At 67.1% G+C, this 18,228-nt stretch carries 19 protein-coding genes; 11 read left to right on the forward strand and 8 right to left on the reverse strand.

The features are described from left to right. Positions 1-55: 55 nt before the first annotated feature. The 3 genes from FOB72_RS11820 to xseA form a co-directional block, all read right to left on the reverse strand. Positions 56-1,084 (reverse strand): transporter, encoded by a 1,029-nt coding sequence (locus FOB72_RS11820; RefSeq protein WP_150372691.1) that lies wholly within the window; start codon positions 1,082-1,084, stop codon positions 56-58. Between the two features lie 135 nt (positions 1,085-1,219). Then, positions 1,220-1,798 (reverse strand): superoxide dismutase [Fe], encoded by a 579-nt coding sequence (sodB, locus tag FOB72_RS11825; protein WP_109581967.1) that lies wholly within the window; start codon positions 1,796-1,798, stop codon positions 1,220-1,222. 140 nt (positions 1,799-1,938) lie between these two features. Next, complete coding sequence (gene xseA / locus FOB72_RS11830; protein WP_150372692.1) at positions 1,939-3,324, reverse strand: exodeoxyribonuclease VII large subunit; 1,386 nt, start codon at positions 3,322-3,324, stop codon at positions 1,939-1,941. 981 nt (positions 3,325-4,305) lie between these two features. On the opposite strand from xseA, the gene FOB72_RS11835 reads away from it, so the two are divergent. The 7 genes from FOB72_RS11835 to FOB72_RS11865 all read left to right on the forward strand — a co-directional run bounded on the left by FOB72_RS11835 (position 4,306) and on the right by FOB72_RS11865 (position 9,454). Next, positions 4,306-4,926: a MotA/TolQ/ExbB proton channel family protein gene (locus FOB72_RS11835; protein WP_150372693.1), complete on the forward strand. Its 621-nt coding sequence runs from the start codon at positions 4,306-4,308 to the stop codon at positions 4,924-4,926. Positions 4,927-4,943: 17 nt separating this feature from the next. After that, positions 4,944-5,375 (forward strand): ExbD/TolR family protein, encoded by a 432-nt coding sequence (locus FOB72_RS11840; protein WP_150372694.1) that lies wholly within the window; start codon positions 4,944-4,946, stop codon positions 5,373-5,375. 88 nt (positions 5,376-5,463) lie between these two features. Beyond that, a complete protein-coding gene (gene lpxK / locus FOB72_RS11845; RefSeq protein WP_150372695.1) occupies positions 5,464-6,570 on the forward strand; it encodes a tetraacyldisaccharide 4'-kinase in 1,107 nt (368 codons plus the stop codon). Then, the gene (locus FOB72_RS11850; RefSeq protein WP_150372696.1) at positions 6,551-6,778 is read left to right on the forward strand and encodes a Trm112 family protein; all 228 of its coding nucleotides are present in this window, start codon (positions 6,551-6,553) and stop codon (positions 6,776-6,778) included. Before lpxK ends, FOB72_RS11850 begins: the two co-directional genes overlap by 20 nt. Before the next feature lie 16 nt (positions 6,779-6,794). After that, positions 6,795-7,622: a 3-deoxy-manno-octulosonate cytidylyltransferase gene (gene kdsB / locus FOB72_RS11855; RefSeq protein WP_150372697.1), complete on the forward strand. Its 828-nt coding sequence runs from the start codon at positions 6,795-6,797 to the stop codon at positions 7,620-7,622. A gap of 268 nt (positions 7,623-7,890) precedes the next feature. After that, positions 7,891-8,556 carry an adenylate kinase gene (gene adk / locus FOB72_RS11860; protein ID WP_150372698.1) on the forward strand — a complete coding sequence of 222 codons (666 nt, stop codon included), beginning with the start codon at positions 7,891-7,893 and terminating at the stop codon, positions 8,554-8,556. A 139-nt stretch (positions 8,557-8,695) separates the two neighbouring features. Continuing rightward, complete coding sequence (locus tag FOB72_RS11865; RefSeq protein WP_150372699.1) at positions 8,696-9,454, forward strand: SDR family NAD(P)-dependent oxidoreductase; 759 nt, start codon at positions 8,696-8,698, stop codon at positions 9,452-9,454. A 14-nt stretch (positions 9,455-9,468) separates the two neighbouring features. Here the strand turns inward: FOB72_RS11865 and FOB72_RS11870 are convergent, their stop codons facing one another. Then, on the reverse strand, positions 9,469-10,305 hold the full coding sequence (locus FOB72_RS11870) for a helix-turn-helix transcriptional regulator (RefSeq protein WP_150372700.1): 837 nt from the start codon (positions 10,303-10,305) through the stop codon (positions 9,469-9,471). 128 nt (positions 10,306-10,433) lie between these two features. On the opposite strand from FOB72_RS11870, the gene FOB72_RS11875 reads away from it, so the two are divergent. Further along, on the forward strand, positions 10,434-11,201 hold the full coding sequence (locus FOB72_RS11875; RefSeq protein WP_150372701.1) for a class I SAM-dependent methyltransferase: 768 nt from the start codon (positions 10,434-10,436) through the stop codon (positions 11,199-11,201). On the opposite strand, the gene FOB72_RS11880 is transcribed toward FOB72_RS11875, so the two are convergent. Next, positions 11,202-12,107, reverse strand: a complete 906-nt coding sequence (locus FOB72_RS11880) for a LysR family transcriptional regulator (protein ID WP_150372702.1) — start codon at positions 12,105-12,107, stop codon at positions 11,202-11,204. A gap of 97 nt (positions 12,108-12,204) precedes the next feature. On the opposite strand from FOB72_RS11880, the gene FOB72_RS11885 reads away from it, so the two are divergent. Continuing rightward, the gene (locus FOB72_RS11885; RefSeq protein ID WP_150372703.1) at positions 12,205-13,236 is read left to right on the forward strand and encodes a bile acid:sodium symporter family protein; all 1,032 of its coding nucleotides are present in this window, start codon (positions 12,205-12,207) and stop codon (positions 13,234-13,236) included. Between the two features lie 19 nt (positions 13,237-13,255). Here FOB72_RS11885 and FOB72_RS11890 read toward each other — a convergent pair whose 3' ends face one another. Continuing rightward, positions 13,256-14,773: an N-acetylmuramoyl-L-alanine amidase gene (locus FOB72_RS11890; RefSeq protein ID WP_150372704.1), complete on the reverse strand. Its 1,518-nt coding sequence runs from the start codon at positions 14,771-14,773 to the stop codon at positions 13,256-13,258. Beyond that, positions 14,767-15,300, reverse strand: coding sequence for a tRNA (adenosine(37)-N6)-threonylcarbamoyltransferase complex ATPase subunit type 1 TsaE (gene tsaE, locus FOB72_RS11895; RefSeq protein WP_150372705.1), 534 nt, complete (start codon positions 15,298-15,300; stop codon positions 14,767-14,769). Before tsaE ends, FOB72_RS11890 begins: the two co-directional genes overlap by 7 nt. 16 nt (positions 15,301-15,316) lie before the next feature. Here tsaE and queG point away from each other — a divergent pair, with 16 nt between their 5' ends. Beyond that, on the forward strand, positions 15,317-16,507 hold the full coding sequence (gene queG / locus FOB72_RS11900; protein ID WP_150372706.1) for a tRNA epoxyqueuosine(34) reductase QueG: 1,191 nt from the start codon (positions 15,317-15,319) through the stop codon (positions 16,505-16,507). On the opposite strand, the gene FOB72_RS11905 is transcribed toward queG, so the two are convergent. Beyond that, positions 16,500-17,393 carry an AEC family transporter gene (locus FOB72_RS11905; protein ID WP_150372707.1) on the reverse strand — a complete coding sequence of 298 codons (894 nt, stop codon included), beginning with the start codon at positions 17,391-17,393 and terminating at the stop codon, positions 16,500-16,502. The two genes, queG and FOB72_RS11905, sit on opposite strands and share 8 nt — an antisense overlap. A gap of 158 nt (positions 17,394-17,551) precedes the next feature. Between FOB72_RS11905 and FOB72_RS11910 the strand changes: the two genes are divergently transcribed. After that, positions 17,552-18,169 carry a chalcone isomerase family protein gene (locus FOB72_RS11910; protein ID WP_150372708.1) on the forward strand — a complete coding sequence of 206 codons (618 nt, stop codon included), beginning with the start codon at positions 17,552-17,554 and terminating at the stop codon, positions 18,167-18,169. The last annotated feature ends 59 nt before the right edge of the window (positions 18,170-18,228 follow it).

The following is an 18,228-nucleotide window of genomic DNA, read 5'->3' on the forward strand; positions in this document are numbered from 1 at the left end:
GCCGTGTGGCCAAACATGTTACGCCGCCTCCGTTGCAATTACGTGAAAGCGCGGGCTAACCGCCGGCCTGCTGCTTGCGGAACGCCCACCGCCCCGCGAGTGCGGTAAAACTTGCCACGACGACCACGAGCACCCAGAACCCGTGCGGATGGTCGGCCAGCGGAATGCCGCCCACGTTCATGCCGAAGAAGCCCGCGACGATATTGATCGGCAGCGCCAGTACCGTTACCAGCGTCAGGGTGAACAGCGTGCGGTTGGTCTGCTCGTTAAGCTTGGCGGCGATCTCTTCCTGCAGCAGCTTGATGCGCTCGACCAGCGCGGCAAGATCGCTGAGCACGAGCGAGAACTCCTCGGTGGATTCGCGCAGCTCGCGCAGGTCGCCGTCCTGCAGCCATGCGGGCGGACGGTTGAGCAGGCGGAACAACGCCCCCGGTTCCGGGGCCAGCAGCCGCTGCAGGCGCACGAGGCCGCGGCGCATCGCGCCGAGTTCCGAACGATTGCCATGAAGGCGCTGCGACAGCAGCTGATCCTCGATGCGATCGACGCCGATGCCGGTTTCGCGGACGATCTGCACGAGCACATCGGCCTGGTCGCGCAGCAAATGCACGACGAGGTCGAGCGGCGAGCGGAACCGCTCGCCGCGCCGCACCGCCTCGCGCAGCCGGTCCACCGACCGCAGCGGACGCGACCGCGCGGTCACGAGCACGCGATGATCGACGCTGGCCCACAGCGTCGAGATATCGGTCGATGACACGCCGAAGTTGTAGATCACGTCGTTGACCACCGCGAGCAGGGCGTCGTCCTGCCGCTCGATACGCGTGGAATGCGACCCCTGCCGCAGCGCGGCGAAGAAATCCTCGGACAGGCCAAGCTGGCTCTTCATCCAGCGTTCGCAGGCGCTGTTCGAAAGATTGAAATGGAGCCAGAGAAAGCCCGCCCCTTCACCCGCCGGGTCGCCATGCAGCCACGCGATGGCCCGATGCGAGTCGATCTCGCGCGCGGGCTCGCCCGGCACGAACAGATAACCGCTGACCAGCCCGACCGGATCGGAACCATAGCCGGATTCGACGATGGCGGATGGCATGGGAAAGGCTCCGTCGATAAACGCAAAACCGAGACGGTATCACGGCACCATGGCAGTCAGTGCGAAACGTGCATGACGCCTCGCCAAAAACAAAAAAGCCCGCTTTTCGCGGGCTTTTTTGCGATGGAACAGGGCTCAGGCGAAGTTCTTCGCGGCGAAGTCCCAGTTCACGACGTTCCAGAATGCCTCGACGTACTTCGGGCGGGCATTGCGGTAGTCGATGTAGTACGCGTGTTCCCACACGTCGCAGGTCAGCAGGGCCTTGGCGTCGGTGGTCAGCGGCGTGGCGGCGTTCGAGGTGGACACCAGGTCCAGCGAGCCGTCGGCCTTCTTGACCAGCCAGGCCCAGCCCGAACCGAAGGTGCCGACGGCGACCTTCGTGAATTCTTCCTTGAACTTGTCGAACGAACCCCACTTGGCGTTGATGGCATCGGCCAGCGCGCCGGTCGGTGCGCCGCCGCCGTTCGGCTTCAGCGATTCCCAGTAGAAGGTGTGGTTCCAGACCTGGGCCGCGTTGTTGAAGATACCGCCCGAGGACTTCTTGACGATGTTTTCCAGCGACTCGTTCTCGAACTCGGTGCCCTTGATCAGGTTGTTCAGGTTCGTGACGTAGGTCTGGTGATGCTTGTCATGGTGGAACTCCAGCGTCTCCTTGGAGATGTGCGGAGCGAGGGCATCATGCGCGTACGGCAGCGGAGGAAGTGCGTGTTCCATTGTTCGGTCTCTGCGGGTTGTTTATAGGTGGGGACTGACGATTGTAGGTGACTTGCCAGACCCGCGCAAACGCAGGCGGAAAGCCCCCTGGACTCATGCTAGTTTGTCCTCGCCCGCGCGGTACGCATTCCCATGCGTCATCAAAAGGTCGCGAGCTTGGCCTGTACACCGGCGATTTCCACATCGGCCACGCCCTCCGCCAGATGCGCCTCCACAATGGTGCCGGCGCGCATCTCTTGCGGCGAACGCAGCGCGTGGCCGCGCTGGTCGATCAGCACCGCGTAACCGCGTTCCAGCGTACGCTGCGGTGCCAGCAACTCGAGCGCACCCGCGGCGCGGGCAAGCCGCGCGCCGGCGCGTTCGTGCTGTCGGTTGGCGGCCGCGGCGAGCCGCGCGGACAGGCGGCCGAGGTCGGTGCGCGCGCGGGCCACATCGGGCATGCACGCGCGCCAGCGCATGGCCAGCACCTGCTGGCGGTGACGTTGCACGGTCACCGTGTCGCGTAATGCCGCACGCAAGTGTCGGGCCAGATTGTCCACGCGCGCGCGGCGCTCCTGCAGTTGCGCCTGCGGGCTGCGCAGCCGGCGCGCGAGCCAGTCCAGATGCTGGGCGCGGCGATCCAGCTGCCGCGCCATGCACTGGCGCAGCGCGTCCTGCGCGCGGCGCGCGAGCTGCAGCAGATGCGCGCGGTCGGGACTCACCAGTTCGGCGGCACCGGTCGGCGTGGGCGCGCGCACGTCGGCGACGAAATCGGCAATCGTGAAATCGGTTTCATGCCCCACGCCCGACACCACCGGCATCGCACTGCGCGCGATCGCATGCGCCACCACTTCCTCGTTGAACGACCAAAGGTCCTCGATACTCCCGCCACCGCGGCACAGGATCAGCACATCGCACTCGGCCCGCGCGCTCGCGGCATCGAGCATCGCGGCGATGCGATCGGCCGCGCCCGCGCCCTGCACGGGGACCGGATACACGATGACAGGGACATGCGGCGCGCGCCGCCGCAGCGTGGTCAGCACGTCGCGCATCGCGGCCGCCTGCAGCGAGGTGACCACGCCGATCGAGCGCGGATGCGTGGGAATCGGGCGCTTTCGTTCATTCGCGAAAAGCCCCGCCTGTGCAAGTTTTTCCTTGAGCCGCAGGAACGCTTCGTAGAGATTGCCGAGCCCCGCGCGGCGCATCGCCTCCACGCCGAGCTGCAGTTCGCCGCGCGCCTCGTACATGGAGACCAGCGCGCGCACTTCCACCGCTTCGCCTTCGCGCGGCGAGAAATCGACATGCTGGTTGCGGCCGCGGAACATCGCGCAGCGAATCTGCGCGCGGGCGTCCTTGAGCGAGAAATACCAGTGACCGCTGGCGGCCCGCGTGAAATTGGAGATTTCGCCACGCACCCAGGCAAGCGGAAATGTGCGCTCGAGCACCGACGAAATCGCGTGGTTGAGCTCGCTGACCGCAATCACTTCACGGCCGCCAGCCGAGGCGTTGGACGGCGTTGCGCGGGGAACGTTCGGAAAGTCGGGCATGGTCCACTGCCGCGCGGGCGGCGTGAAATTGACATGTCCACAGCATAACCGCTCTGTCAAGAGGCACACCTCACGCGACCCGTTTGATCTCGTAACCCGCTTGTCTCCGTACAACTCTTTGATTCTTATGCCTTTTCCGTCCAAGGCAAAAAATAGGCAATGTAAGAGAAACGCTTACGCGTCAACGACTTACGGCGCGCACCCCCGCATTGTTCACAAAGTTATCCACAGAAGTTCTGGATAAACGGCAACGCGCTGTGCGGCGCTGTGGATAATCGCGATCGCGGTTGCGCTGCTCGCGCTGGAGCAATCGCGCGGTCGGGAAGCATCACTTCCCCGCGTCGCGATGCGTGGGCGAGGGCCACACTGGCGTTTCGGCCCGATTTGCCTGTTTTTTAGGCAGAGATCGATTCGCCTTTACAAAACAAGGGGTTAGATACCCTGTCCGGTATTTGTCCACAACCCGTCCACAAGACTGTCCCGCAGGAATGTGGAAATTCGTCACAGTGTCGACACACTCGCCCGGCCGTCAACCGGGACCGCACTGCCCGTTTTTTGGGCAACGCAAGTTTCTTCCTTTGCAATCAACGGGTTGAGTCAGTTTTGCGCAACCTGTCCACAACCGATCCACAATCCTGTCCCGCTCCCGTGTGGATACCGCGGGGTTCGGGGCAGCGCGGATGCGGTGCCCATTTTTCGGGCAGCCCGCGCGACACCCTTTACGATCAACGACTTAGCGCATCTATCCGGCGCGTATCCACAAGCGGTCCACAGTGCTGTCCTGCCCGTCTGTGGAAAGCCACAGGCGCCGAGAGCGGCTTGCCGCGCGCGAACGCGCGGGGTAGAGTGGCGCCTGATTTTTTCGAGCACGCCGCTGCGCGCCGCCGTTGGGCAGCACGCATCAAAGGCTGCCTAGGTCTGCTGTGTTTCGGGTCTGTTTTTTAGTCGATCTGTCGTCGGCTAGTCGAATCGGGGGTCCACGTGTTTTCCATCATTCAAGCGGCCGGCTGGCCGATCTGGCCGCTGCTGCTCGCCTCGGTCATCGCGTTGGCGCTGATCGTCGAACGTTTCCTGTCGCTGAAGCGCAGCAAGGTGCTGCCGCCGAAGTTATACGACGAAGCGCTGTCCGCCGCGCAACAGCGCCGCGCCACGCCCGAGGTCGTCAACAACCTCGAGAAGAATTCTCCGCTCGGCCGTATCCTGGCCGCCGGCCTGCGCCACGTCGTGCTGCAGCCGCATACCTCGCGCGATGCCGCCAAGGACGTGGTCGAGGAAGCGGGCCGTGCCGTCGCCCATGACCTCGAACGTTACCTGAACGCGCTGGGCACCATCGCTTCGGTGGCGCCGCTGATGGGCCTGCTCGGCACCGTGATCGGCATGATCGAGATCTTTGGCAACCAGAACGGCACGGGCGCCAATCCGGAGCAGCTGGCACATGGCATCTCGGTCGCGCTCTACAACACGGCGTTCGGCCTGATCGTGGCGATTCCCGCGCTGATCTTCTGGCGCTACTTCCGCCGCCGCGTGGACGACTACGTGGCCGAGCTGGAATTCCGCGCGACCACGTTCCTCGACGCCATCCTGCCGCAACGGCGTTCGTAAGCGCGCGGGAGCACGCCATGCACTTCCGTTCCCGCCAGCGGCGCGAGGAGCCGGAGATCAACCTGATCCCGCTCATCGACGTCCTGCTCGTGATCCTGATCTTCCTGATGATCACGACCACCTATTCGCGCTTTACCGAGCTGCAGATCCAGCTGCCGACCGCCGACGCCGAACGCGCCCAGCAACGGCCCAGCGAGATCGTGGTCTCGGTGTCCTCGCGCGGCGTTTATTCGGTCAACAAGCAGGTGCTCGAGCAGAAGGATGTGACGAGCCTCGCGGACCAGCTGCGTCATGCGGCCGGCCCCACGGGCAACGGGCCGCCGCCCGTCGTCATCGTCAATGCCGATGCACAGGCCACGCACCAGGCGGTGATCAACGTGATGGAGGCCGCGCGCGTCGCGGGCCTGTCGCGCCTGACCTTCGCCACGCAGAGCGCGCAGCCGCGCTGATCCGCCCGGCCCCGGGCGGCCATCGGCTCGGCGTCGTTGTACCATGCGGGCATTGCCGCTTCTGACCGCACTGCCCGACCTTTCCCCAATGCCCGCACCCCGACACGCCCTCGCCGCCTTTGTCACCGACCAGTGGCAACGCCGCGGCTGGTTCGCCTGGCTGATGCTGCCGTTCTCGCTGCTGTTCGGCCTGATCGCGCGCGTGCGCCGCTACGGCTATCTGCATGGCTGGTTCCGCTCGACGCGGCTGCCGATGCCGGTGGTGGTGGTCGGCAACGTCACGGTGGGCGGCACCGGCAAGACACCGGCCGTGATCGCGCTCGCGCAGGCGCTCGTCGAAGCGGGGCTGCGCCCGGGCGTGGTGTCGCGCGGCTATGGCGTCAAGCTCACGCACCCGCGCCGCGTCAAACCCAATTCGAACGCGGCGGACGTCGGCGACGAACCGCTGCTGATCGCGCGCGCCACCGAGGTGCCCGTGTGGGTGTTCCCGGACCGCGCGCTGTGCGCGCAGACGATGCTGGTCTCGCACCCCGGCGTCAACGTGCTGCTGCTCGACGACGGCCTGCAGCACTACCGCCTGCAGCGCGACTTCGAGATCGTGATGTTCGACGGCCGCATGGGCGGCAACGGCCTGCTGCTGCCGGCCGGCCCGCTGCGCGAGCCGCTGTCGCGGCCGCGCGACGCCACGCTGATCAACGACCCGCACTTCCGCGCCACGCCCGACAAGCCCGATGTCTACGGCATGCGGCTGGAGCTGGACGTGGCCTGGCAACTGTCCGACCCGACCATGACGCGCCCGGTCTCGGCGTTCGCGGACCGGCGCGTGTTCGCGGCCGCGGGCATCGGCAATCCCGAACGCTTCTTCGCAAGCCTGCGGCAGGCCGGCCTGAACCCGGCCACGCTGCCGCTGCCCGACCATTACGACTTCGCCGAAGATCCGTTCGCCACGCATCCGGCCGCCATCGACGCGGAGGTGATCCTGATCACCGAGAAGGATGCCGTAAAATGCGAGCGCTCCGAGTACCATGGCGACCCGCGCATCTGGGTCGTCGCCACCACGCCCGTGATCGACGCGGGGCTCATCGATAAAATCCGCCGCGCCGTGACGGCGCGCGCGCCGGCTGTCGCCACCCCCGTGACCACGGGTTCGGCCGGCCTAGACAAGGAACACCAGGATGGACAACCGGCTGCTTGAGATCCTCGTTTGCCCGCTGTGCAAGGGCAAGCTGGAGTACAACCGTGCCGCCCAGGAGCTGATCTGCCATGCGGACAAGCTCGCGTATCCGATCCGTGACGGCATTCCCGTCATGCTCGCCGACGAAGCACGCCAGTCGGTCCCCGGCCGCGTGATCGACACCGACGCCGACAAGCCGGCCGCCGGGAGCGGCAACGCCAACCCCTGATCGTCCCCGCGCAGTCATGACCCTTCCGGACTTCACCGTCGTCATTCCGGCGCGCATGGCCTCCACGCGCCTGCCGGACAAGCCGCTGGCCGATATCGGCGGCCATCCGATGATCGTGCGCGTGGCCGAACGCGCGCACGCGTCGTCCGCGCGCCGCACGGTCGTGGCCACCGACGCGCCCGCCGTGGCCGAAGCCTGCGCCGCGCGCGGCGTCGAAGCCGTGCTCACGCGCGCCGACCATCCGTCCGGCACCGACCGGCTGGCCGAAGTGGCCACGCTGCTCGGCCTCCCCGACGATGCCATCGTCGTGAACGTGCAGGGCGACGAGCCCCTGATCGACCCGCTGCTGATCGACGAGGTGGCGCTGCACCTGGCCGCGCATCCGGACTGCGCGATCGCCACGGCCGCGCACCCGCTCCACGACATTGCCGACGTCTTCAACCCGAATGTGGTCAAGGTCGTGTGCGACGCCGCGGGCCGCGCGCTGTATTTCTCGCGCGCCCCGATCCCGTGGTCCCGCGACGCGTGGTCGGCCGTGCCGGCCCAGCCCGCCGCCGGCGCGCAGGTCGCGCTGCCGTCGATGCCCGTGCTGCGCCATATCGGCCTCTACGCCTACCGGGCGGGCTTCCTCCGCCGCTTTCCGACGCTGGCCGCCGCGCCGCTCGAGCAGACCGAAGCGCTCGAACAGCTGCGCGCGATGTGGCACGGCGAACGGATCGGCGTACTGGTCACGGCCGCCGCGCCCGCACCGGGCGTCGATACGCCCGCCGACCTCGAGCGCGTGCGCGCGCTGTGGGCGGCCGGGATGGCGCAGGAAGGCCCCTCACCGCATCTCTTCACTTAAGTTCACACTGCTGCAACCGAAGCGGAGGCCGAATTCGCGCCGCCCATGGCATAATGCCTGCCGAAACAGAGCCTGCGCCGCGTGCTCGAGAGCGCGCGTCGCACAAGGCTCGGTGGGGAGATAGAACGAGCCCGTCCGGCAGGAACCCTCCGCCATCACCCATGGCAGCAGGTGTCCCTTGCCGTAAGTCCCGCGTCAAGTTGCGGCGTTACCCTCCTTCGAAGTCTCCCGCGTTACCAGATTCCAAAAAACTTCTGAGGACCCGTAAATGCGTTTGATCCTGTTGGGCGCTCCCGGCGCCGGCAAAGGCACGCAAGCCAAATTCATCTGCGAAAAATTTGGCATTCCGCAAATCTCGACCGGCGACATGCTGCGCGCCGCCGTCAAGGCCGGCACCCCGCTCGGCCTCGAAGCCAAGAAGGTGATGGACGCGGGTGGCCTGGTCTCCGACGACATCATCATCGGTCTGGTCAAGGATCGCCTGAAGGAATGCGACTGCGACCAGGGCTACCTGTTCGACGGTTTCCCGCGCACGATTCCGCAGGCCGAGGCCATGAAGGAAGCCGGCGTCGCCATCGACTACGTGCTGGAAATCGACGTGCCGTTCGACGCGATCATCGAGCGCATGAGCGGCCGCCGCGTGCACGCCGCCTCGGGCCGCACCTACCACGTCAAGTACAACCCGCCGAAGGTCCCCAATGTGGACGACGTCACCGGCGAGCCGCTGATCCAGCGCGACGACGACAAGGAAGAGACCGTGCGCAAGCGCCTGGACGTATATGCCAGCCAGACGCGCCCGCTCGTGGACTACTACTCGGGATGGGCCGCCAACGGCGATGCCACGGCCAAGGTTGCCGCGCCGAAGTATCGCAAGATCTCCGGCCTCGGCGACGTGGACAAGATCACGGCCAGCGTGTTCGAAGCGCTCAAGTAACCGGCGCCTCCCGCAAAAAAAAGCGACCCCTCGGGGTCGCTTTTTTCTTTCCGTCGTACCGAAGCCGCCGTAGAATTGCCTTGAATTGACGTATACGTAAAGTAAGTACATCGATCCCACAACAAGAGGAAGAGACGGCATGGACATCCAGGGCAACGTATTCATCGTCACGGGCGGCGCGTCCGGACTCGGCGCGGGCGCCGCGCGCATGTTCGCGGAGCACGGCGGCAAGGTCGTGATCGCGGACCTCAACGAGAATGCGGGTCTCGCGCTGGCCAAGGAGCTCGACGGCGCGTTCGTGCGCTGCGATGTCACCTCGGAAGCGAATGGCCAGGCCGTGGTCACGGCGGCGCAGGCCATGGGCCGCCTTGCGGGACTCGTGAACTGCGCGGGCATCGCCACGGCCGCCAAGACCGTCGGCAAGAACGGCCCGCATCCGCTCGACCAGTTCGAGAAAACCATCCGCATCAACCTGATCGGCACGTTCAACATGATCCGGCTGGCCGCGGCGGCGATGGTGCAGAACACGCCGGACGCCGAGGGCGAGCGCGGCGTGATCGTGAATACGGCGTCGGTGGCCGCCTATGACGGTCAGATCGGGCAGGCCGCATACGCGGCGTCCAAGGGCGGCGTGGTGTCGATGACGCTGGCCATCGCACGCGACCTGTCGCGCGACGGCGTGCGCTGCATGACGATTGCCCCCGGCATCTTCGAGACGCCGATGCTGCTCGGCATGCCGCAGGAAGTCCAGGATGCGCTGGGCCGCATGGTGCCGTTCCCGCCGCGGCTTGGACGGCCCGCCGAGTATGCGCGGCTCGTGCGCGCGATCGTCGGCAACACGATGCTCAATGGCGAGGTGATCCGCCTCGACGGCGCGATCCGGATGCAGCCGAAATAATTCCCCTGGCCCGGTCACCGCGCGGGCAGCAGCATGACGAGCATGGTTCCGGGTGCCGCGGGCGGGATAAACGTCAGCTGCTCGAAGTAGACGGCGGCCCCCGCGCCTTCGCCCGTGGCGGTGTGAAAGCCCCGCCTGCCGCCCTGCCGCTCCTCAACATCCTGCGACGCCCACGCGTCCCGAAACGCAGGACTTGCCGCCTGCAGTCCCGCCACGAGCGCGCGGGTCGGCGCGTCGCCCGCATGGCGCAGGCTATGCACGCGAAACTCGGCCACGAGCCGCGCCGCGCGATGCGGCCAGTCCTCGACGCGCGCCTGCAGGCGCGGCGACAGGAACATCGCGCGCAGCAGGTTGCGATCGTCGCTCTCCGCATCGAGCCATCCCACGAACAGGTCGGCGGCCGCCGCGTTCCAGGCCAGCGCCGTCCACTGGCGGTCGAGCAGATACGCGGGGCCCGCGATCGCCTGCACGCTCTCGAGCAACGCGGCCGGCACGGATGGATCGGCCGCCGCGCGTGGCTCTGCCTTGCCCGCGAGGGCGAACAGATAGGCGCGTTCGGCCCGCGAAAGCCGCAAGGCCTGCGCGAGCCCGTCGAGCGCGCGCGCCGACATCGCCACGGGCCGGCCCTGCTCGAGCCACGTCACCCACGTCGCACTGAGTCCGGCGAGCTGGGCCACTTCCTCGCGACGCAGTCCCGGCGTCCGGCGGCGCCTGCCCGGCGGCAGGCCCACATCGGCCGGCGTCAGCCGCTCGCGATGATTGCGGAGGAACGTCCCGAGCGCGCTGTCTTTTGAAGAAAATTCGGAGGGAAGTTCGGAGGCAGGTGCGTTGGAGGGGGCGTCGGCGTCCATTGGGTGGTGCGATTTATACCAGGATAAACAAGTGAGTTGTACCGGGACAACCGGCCATCTACAGTACGTGAAGGTTGCCGCTCCGGCAACTGCCTGCCCCTCTTCCCACAAGAACAAGGTCGATCGTCATGCAACAACAGGAACTCGTCGCCGCCCAGTTCGGCGCCACCGCCAATGCCTACCTCACGAGCGCGGTCCACGCCCAGGGTGCGGATCTGACGCAGCTGAAGGAGATACTCGGCAAGCTGGAGACGGTGCGCACGGGCCGCGTGCTCGATCTCGGCTGCGGCGCGGGCCATGCGGGCTTTGCCGCCGCCGCCGTGGCCGGCGAGGTCGTCGCCTACGATCTGTCTTCGGAAATGCTCGACGTGGTCGCCAATGCCGCGCGCGACCGCGGCCTCGCGAATATCGGCACGCAGCAGGGTGCGGCGGAGACGCTGCCGTTCCCCGACGCAAGCTTCGACGCGGTGGTCTCGCGCATGAGCGCGCATCACTGGCGCGACGTGCCCGCCGCGCTGCGCGAAATGCGGCGTGTATTGAAGCCCGGCGGCACGGTCGTGATGATCGATATCGCGGGCGCGGAAGATCCGCTCTGCGATACGTGGCTGCAGTCGGTCGAGCTGCTGCGCGACCCGTCGCATATCCGCGACTACTCGCCCACGGTGTGGCAACAGATGTTCGAGGCGGCCGGGTTCGGCGCCGCGGTGGCGCCGCTCTGGCATATCGACCTCGAGTTCGGCACCTGGGTAGCGCGCATGCGCACCCCCGATGTCGCCATCGCGGCCATCCGCTATCTGTGGGAGAAGGCCCCGCGCGAGGTCGTCGAGCGCTACCGCGTCAAACCCGACGGCAGTTTCTCGCTCGAAACGATGATGCTGACGGCCAAGGCCCCCTGATCAGGCCGCCATCGCCTCGGCCGGGATCGGCAGATTCTGGATCATGTTCCAGACCGCCGCGGCCGCGGGCGACAGCGAGCGGTCCTCGCGCCGGACCATCACGATGCTGCGCTCCTCGCGCGGCACGAGCGGACGCGACACCAGCGGCGAGGCGGCCGGCAGCGGCAGCGAGAACGACGGCAGCACCGACGCACCGATGCCGGCTTCGACCATGCCGAACACGCTGGCCGAATGCCCGAGTTCCTGCACGACCTGCGGCGTCACGCCATGCCGCGCCAGAATGCGGTCGATCAGCGGGCGGCTGCCCGAAGCAAAGTCGAGCAGCGCGAGCCGCTCGCCGTGGAGCGCGCTCCATGGCACGGTCTCCGCGCCCGCCAGCGGATGATCGCGGCGGCAGACGAAGCAGAACGGATCGGTCGCCAGCGACTCGATCGTCAGCCCCTCGCGCGCCATCGGATCGATCAGCACGCCAAAGTCCACGGCACCGGCGCGGATCTGTTCGAGGCCATCGGCCTGGACGTTGTCGCGAATAAACAACCGAATTTCGGGATACTCGCGCGCGCAGGCGGCCACGTACATCGGCATCAGCCGGGCCGATATGGTCGGCGCGCTCGCGATCACCACCCGCCCGCGATACCGTTCGCCCAGTTGCCGGGTTTCCTCGAGCGTGTCGTCGAGCTGGCCCAGCAGCCGTTCGAGCGCGGGCACAAGTGCAGTACCCGCATCCGTGAGCACCACTTCCCGCGTCGTCCGGTCGAGCAGACGCACACCAAGTGCTTCTTCAAGCTCTTGTACACCCCGACTGACCGCGGGCTGGGTCAGGCCCACTGCGTCGGCAGCCCGGCTGAAGCTTCCATGTGCCGCAACAGCCAGAAAGACCCGCAACTGCCGAAGGGTGTAATTCATGCGAACGAAAGATTAATGAATGAAATAAATGAATTTGCATTCTAGACAGGTCTTGTGTCCAATACTAGGCGGAAACCCTTAGGCAATATCCCTAGTCATGACCACCGCCATTCTCGCGCCTTTCAAAAAAACCTACGACCTGATCGACGGCTTCGTCCTGATCATGCTGACCGCGATCGCGATCGCGCTGCTCGCCCCCGAGATCGGCACCGGTGACGGCCCGCTGCACCTCGGCATCGTCACCAACGTCGGCGTCGCGCTCGTGTTCTTCCTGCACGGCGCCGCGCTCTCGCGCGAAAAGCTCGTGGCCGGTGCGAAGCACTGGCGCCTGCACGCATTCGTGCAGTCGTTCACGTATATCGTGTTCCCGGTGGTGGGCGTGATCCTGATGCTCTCGCTGCGCCAGGTGCTGCCGCCCGATCTGCTGCTGGGCGTGTTCTACCTCTGCGTGCTGCCCTCCACGGTGTCCTCGTCGGTGGCAATGACCTCGATGGCGCGCGGCAACGTGCCCGGCGCGATCTTCAACGCCACGATCTCGGGCCTGATCGGCATGGCGCTCACGCCGCTGCTGATGGGCCTCGTCATCAGCGCGAGCGGCGCATCGATGCCGCTGGGCAAGGCACTGATGGGGGTGGCGCTGCAGCTGCTGCTGCCGTTCGCGCTGGGCCAGGCCGCGCGTCCGCTGATCGGCAACTGGCTCGCGAAGAAGAAGCAGATCACCAACAAGATCGATCGCGGCGTGATCGTGCTGATCGTTTATTCGTCGTTCTGCGATGCGACCGCGGCCGGCCTGTGGCACCAGTACCAATGGCAGACGATCGCCGCCGTGATGGCGCTGGCGGCCGTGCTGCTGTTCGTGGTGCTGGCCGCGACCACGTTCACCGCGCGCCGCCTGCACTTCCCGATCGAGGACGAGATCACCGCGGTGTTCTGCGGTTCGAAGAAGAGCCTGGCCAACGGGATTCCGATGGCCAAGATCCTGTTCGCGGGCCACCCCGCGCTGGGCCTGCTCGTGCTGCCGCTGATGGTCTATCACCAGCTCCAGCTGATCGTATGCTCGGTGATCGCGGCGCGCTACGCGAACCGCGAGGACGAGCCGGTGCGCAACCGCGCCGCGGTGCGCGCCTGATCTCGCGGCTGCCGTAACGTCAGACCGAAGGAGCCTTCGCCAGCGGAGGATTCTTCGCGAAGTAGGCCTTGATGCCGCGCAGGATCGCGTTGGCGAGCTGCTCCTGGTGGGCCTCGTCGTTGAGCTTGCGCTCCTCCTCGGGATTGCTGATGAAGGCGGTCTCGACGAGGATCGAAGGAATGTCCGGTGCCTTGAGCACCGCGAACGAGGCCTGCTCCACGCTGCCCTTGTGCAGGCGGTTGATCCCGCCGATCTCCTTGAGCACCGCGTTGCCGACCTGCAGGCTGTCGTTGATCTGCGCGGTCGTGGACAGGTCCAGCAGCACGCGCGCGACCTGCGCATCCTTGTTGCCCATATTCGCGCCGCCGATCAAATCGGCGGCGTTCTCCTTGTTGGCCAGCCAGCGCGCGGCCGAGCTCGACGCGCCGCGCTCCGACAGCGCGAACACCGACGCGCCCTTCGCCTCGGGCGACAGGAACGCGTCCGCGTGAATCGACACGAAAAGGTCCGCCTGCACGCGGCGCGCCTTCTGCACGCGCACGTTCAGTGGCACGAAGAAGTCCGCGTCGCGCGTCATCATCGCGCGCATGTTCGGCTGGGCATCGATCTTCGCGCGCAGCCGATGCGCGATCTGCAGCACCACGTTCTTCTCGTGCGAACCCGATGCGCCCGTGGCGCCGGGATCCTCGCCGCCATGGCCAGGGTCGATCGCGACGGTCAGCAGGCGGCGCAGCTTGAACTGGCTCGGCGGCGGGACGTTGGTCTGCGCCATCGGGGGCGGAATCGCGGGCGCGGCCGGCGCGGAGGGTGCCGCTGGCGTGGCAGGCTTCGGCTTGACCGCGGCGATAGCGGGCGGCGGGGCCGTCGTGCCCGTGGGAATCTGGTCCTTGTCCTCGAGCTTGCGCACGATCGCGCCGATCGCATCTTCCTCGGCACCCGCCGGCGCGCCCGACACGCCCGCAGGTCCGGACGGCGGCTCGCTCGACGCGAAGCGCCGCTGCTTGTCCTCGGTATCGCGCACGAGTTTCCATAACGGATCGGGCGGATTCACGGGATACAGGTCGAAGACGAGGCGGTTACGGTAGTCGCCGACCGGCGCCAGCGTGAACACCTGCGGCGAGACGTCTTCCTTGAGGTCGAACACGAGCCGGACTACGCGCGGCCGGTTCTGGCCCACGCGCACGCTCTGGATATAGGGGTCGTTGGCCGCGATCTTGGCGACGATCTCGCGCAGCGTGGGCGAAAGGTCGAGCCCATCGATATCGACGACGAGGCGATCGGGATTGCGCACCATCTGGTGCGAGGCGGCCAGCGCGCTGTCGGACTCGATGGTCACGCGCGTGTAATCCTCGGCGGGCCAGACACGCACGGCAACGATATTGGCGCCGAACGCGATCTGCGGCCCGGCCAGCGTGAGGACGGCCGTCCCGGCGCCGAACTTCAGGCACTGGGCCATCCACTTGCGGCGCGCCGTCATGACCCCGTCGGGGGCGTTCGAAACATCGGGTCGGTCGGTGGCGATTCGCTTGATCAGCATGCGGTCAGCAACGTAAGTCCAGTGGGAGTATAGGCCCGCAGGGTGGCCATGCGGGCATCGGCGCCCTCGTCGGCGCCGCCCGGCGCCGGATTCTGGCCGCGGCTGTCCGATTGGAGCAACACATGCAGATCAGGTTCCCCGAGCAGGCGTCCGGCCTTCTCGGGCCATTCGACCAGATTGAACGCGGGCTCGGCAAAACAGTCGCGAAAACCGGCATCGATCCATTCCTCGGGATCGGCGAACCGGTACAGGTCGAAGTGGTAGACAGTGAGCGGCGAACCATCGGCGCGCGCCACCTCGTAGGGCTCGCACAGCGTGTAGGTCGGGCTGCGGACCTTGCCGGCATGGCCGAGCGCGCGCAGGACCGCGCGCGAGAGCGTGGTCTTGCCCGCGCCGAGGTCGCCGGACAGCTGGACATGGATCGTGCGCGGCGGCAGCGTGCGGACCGCGGCGGCGAGCGCCGCGCCGAACCGTTCGGTGGCGGCTTCGTCGGGTAGCGCGAGGATGCGTTCTTCGAGCAGGGGCATTGCGTACAATTCGGGGATGACCGAGCGAGCCGTACCCGCGCCAGCCACATCGGCGGCGCCGCAGCGATCCAGCCCCCCTATCGACGCAACAAGCGTCGGTGCGGACGCGCTGGAGGCGCTCGTCACGCGCATTCGTGCATGGGGCGCCGAACTCGGCTTCGATGCGGTACGCATCGCGGACGTCGATCTGAGCCACGCGGAAGCGGGATTGCTCGCATGGATCGCGGCCGGTCATCACGGCGACATGGATTATATGGCGAACCATGGCACACGGCGCGCGCGGCCCGCCGAACTCGTGCCCGGCACCGTGCGCGCGATCGTCGCGCGCATGCCCTATCTGCCGGCGGAAAGCCCCGAAAACTGGCGCGCGCACGAGTTCGCGCGGCTCGACGATCCGGCCACGGCCGTCATCTCCGTCTATGCGCGGGGCCGCGACTATCACAAGGTCCTGCGCAGCCGGCTGCAGCAGCTGGCGTCGCGCATCGAGCAGGCGCTGGGCGCATTCGGCTATCGCGTGTTCACGGATTCCGCGCCCGTCATGGAGGTGGCGCTCGCCGCGCAGGGCGGGCTCGGCTGGCGCGGCAAGCATACGCTGCTGCTCGACCGCGAAGGCGGCTCGATGTTCTTCCTCGGCGAGATCCTCGTCGATATCCCATTGCCCGCGGACCCGCCCGAGACGCCCCGCTGCGGCCAGTGCACGCGCTGCATCGACATCTGCCCCACGCAGGCGATTCTCGCGCCGTACCGCATGGACGCGCGGCGTTGTATTTCTTACCTGACCATCGAGCACAAGGGCGCGATTCCCGAGGCGCTGCGCGCGCCGATGGGCAATCGCGTCTACGGCTGCGACGACTGCCAGCTCGCCTGTCCCTGGAACAAGTTCGCGCATCGTGCGACGCTGCCGGACTTCGACGTGCGCAATGGATTCGACGCGCCGGACATGGCCGCGCTGTTCCTGTGGACGGAAGCGGAGTTCAACCGGCGGCTCGAAGGCAGTCCCATCCGCCGCATCGGCCACGAACGCTGGCTGCGCAATCTTGCCGTGGGCCTCGGCAACAGCCTGCGCGCGGCATCGGCGGCGCACGGCGACGCGGCGCTGGCCGCGCGCATCCGGACTGCCCTGCACGCGCGGCGACACGATGCGAGCGAACTCGTGCGCGAGCACATCGAGTGGGCGCTCGCGCAGGACGTGACGCCCGTCAGCTGACCAGCGCGAGCCAGAGCGGCGTCGTCACGATCGCCGCGACCGTCATCACCGAGATCGTCGCCGCCACCAGCGGTCCGTTGCCGCCCATGCGCACCGCGAGGATATACGCGCTGGACGCCGTGGGCAGCGAGGCGTAGAGCACCACGATCTGATACTGCAGCGTCGTCAGCGGCAGATAACGCCCGACGCACCATGCAAAGCCCGGCATCGCCAGCAGCTTCACACCGCTCCACCACGCCATGGGCCCCACCGTGGACGAGGCGGCCGCCATCTGCAGGCCCGCGCCGACCGTCATCAGCCCCAGCGCCGTCGAGGCGGAGCCGAGCCGGCCGAGGATCATGCCGGCCACTTCGGGCGGATGGAGGCCCAGCACGTTGGTCAGCAGCCCGCCCGCGGTGGCGAGGATCAGCGGGTTGCGCGCGAGCTCGCGCCACAGCCGCGACTCGCCATGCCGCGCGAGCGCCCATACGGCGACGACATTGCAGAGCGGTACCGAGCAGCCGACGATGATGGCCATCAGCGCGAGCCCCTCGTTGCCGCCGAGGCGCGCGGCTATCGCAAGCGCGATATACGAGTTGAAGCGGAACGCGGTCTGCAGGCCCGATGCGAAGTCGATGGCGTCGGGACGCAGGACCCACTTCACGAGGTAGCCGCCGATCATGCCGAACGCCGTGGTGGCCAGCGCCAGGCCGAGCATCGCCGACGTGGAAGAGAAGTCGAATGTCGCGCTGTTGGTGGACTGGAGCAGCAGCGCCGGGAACAGCACGAAGTAGACGAGGCGTTCGATACCGGCCCAGAACGCGCGGTCGAACGGCGAGTACCGCACCAGCAGCCAGCCGATCAGGATCAGGCTGAAGTCTGGAATCAACAGCAGGGCGGATGACATGGGGCCGTGTGTCTCATTGTTATAAGTGCGTCTTAGGGCAGATACGGATGGGTATTGTTCCAGAGATCGGGCAAGATGGCATGCCGAATCCTGTTTTCGGACGTCTGCTTGCGCATACATTTGCGCGTGCAGGACCCGTCCGCCGTGCCGCCGTAGCCATGTTGTCTGTGTTTCGCCTTCCATCCCGTGTTTCGCTGCGCGCCGTCCTGCTGGGTGCGTCGGTGGCGTTCGCCGCGTTCGCACTGTGTGCGCCGCCGGCCGGCGCGGGCGAGATCGAGGGCGTGCGCTTCGACGACGCGGCGCGGCTCGGCGGCAAGGAGCTCCCGCTCAACGGCACGGGCCTGCGCTCCGGATTCGTGATGAAGGGCTACGTCGCCGCGCTGTACCTGCCCGAGCGCGCGCGCAACGCGACCGTGGTGCTCGGCACGCCGGGCCCCAAACGGCTTCAGATCCGGCCTTTGCGCGAAGTGGAATCGGACACGTTCGTAAAGGCCCTCAACGACGGCCTGCGCGAGAACCACAGCGAGCTGCAGGTCAGGATGATGTCCGACCGGATGACCCAGCTCGCACAGGCCATGAACCAGGTGGGCACCGCGCGCCGCGGCGACATCATCAATCTCGATTTCACCCCGGACGCGGGCACCGTCGTGGCCATGAATGGCATTCCGCGCGGCAGGCCGATTCCGGGCGAAGACTTCTACCAGGCGGTGCTGCGCAGCTTCCTGGGCGAACACCCCGTGGACCGCGAGCTCAAGCGCGGACTGCTCGGGGACTGAGCGACCCGACTGGACATACCAACTGGCTTACCCGCCGGGCATTACCGTGCCCGGCCTAC

The sequence above is a fragment of the Cupriavidus pauculus genome (genome assembly GCF_008693385.1).
GTDB lineage: Bacteria > Pseudomonadota > Gammaproteobacteria > Burkholderiales > Burkholderiaceae > Cupriavidus > Cupriavidus pauculus_D.

Bases quoted from the DNA above. Each gene is read 5' to 3' on its own strand.
- FOB72_RS11870 (WP_150372700.1), bottom strand. From the start codon at position 10,305: ATGGACGCCGACGCCCCCTCCAACGCACCTGCCTCCGAACTTCCCTCC.
- FOB72_RS11905 (WP_150372707.1), bottom strand. From the start codon at position 17,393: ATGTCATCCGCCCTGCTGTTGATTCCAGACTTCAGCCTGATCCTGATC.
- adk (WP_150372698.1), top strand. From the start codon at position 7,891: ATGCGTTTGATCCTGTTGGGCGCTCCCGGCGCCGGCAAAGGCACGCAA.
- xseA (WP_150372692.1), bottom strand. From the start codon at position 3,324: ATGCCCGACTTTCCGAACGTTCCCCGCGCAACGCCGTCCAACGCCTCG.
- tsaE (WP_150372705.1), bottom strand. From the start codon at position 15,300: ATGCCCCTGCTCGAAGAACGCATCCTCGCGCTACCCGACGAAGCCGCC.
- FOB72_RS11890 (WP_150372704.1), bottom strand. From the start codon at position 14,773: ATGCTGATCAAGCGAATCGCCACCGACCGACCCGATGTTTCGAACGCC.
- FOB72_RS11840 (WP_150372694.1), top strand. From the start codon at position 4,944: ATGCACTTCCGTTCCCGCCAGCGGCGCGAGGAGCCGGAGATCAACCTG.
- FOB72_RS11910 (WP_150372708.1), top strand. From the start codon at position 17,552: ATGTTGTCTGTGTTTCGCCTTCCATCCCGTGTTTCGCTGCGCGCCGTC.
- lpxK (WP_150372695.1), top strand. From the start codon at position 5,464: ATGCCCGCACCCCGACACGCCCTCGCCGCCTTTGTCACCGACCAGTGG.
- FOB72_RS11850 (WP_150372696.1), top strand. From the start codon at position 6,551: ATGGACAACCGGCTGCTTGAGATCCTCGTTTGCCCGCTGTGCAAGGGC.
- sodB (WP_109581967.1), bottom strand. From the start codon at position 1,798: ATGGAACACGCACTTCCTCCGCTGCCGTACGCGCATGATGCCCTCGCT.
- FOB72_RS11885 (WP_150372703.1), top strand. From the start codon at position 12,205: ATGACCACCGCCATTCTCGCGCCTTTCAAAAAAACCTACGACCTGATC.
- queG (WP_150372706.1), top strand. From the start codon at position 15,317: ATGACCGAGCGAGCCGTACCCGCGCCAGCCACATCGGCGGCGCCGCAG.
- FOB72_RS11865 (WP_150372699.1), top strand. From the start codon at position 8,696: ATGGACATCCAGGGCAACGTATTCATCGTCACGGGCGGCGCGTCCGGA.
- FOB72_RS11880 (WP_150372702.1), bottom strand. From the start codon at position 12,107: ATGAATTACACCCTTCGGCAGTTGCGGGTCTTTCTGGCTGTTGCGGCA.
- FOB72_RS11875 (WP_150372701.1), top strand. From the start codon at position 10,434: ATGCAACAACAGGAACTCGTCGCCGCCCAGTTCGGCGCCACCGCCAAT.
- kdsB (WP_150372697.1), top strand. From the start codon at position 6,795: ATGACCCTTCCGGACTTCACCGTCGTCATTCCGGCGCGCATGGCCTCC.
- FOB72_RS11820 (WP_150372691.1), bottom strand. From the start codon at position 1,084: ATGCCATCCGCCATCGTCGAATCCGGCTATGGTTCCGATCCGGTCGGG.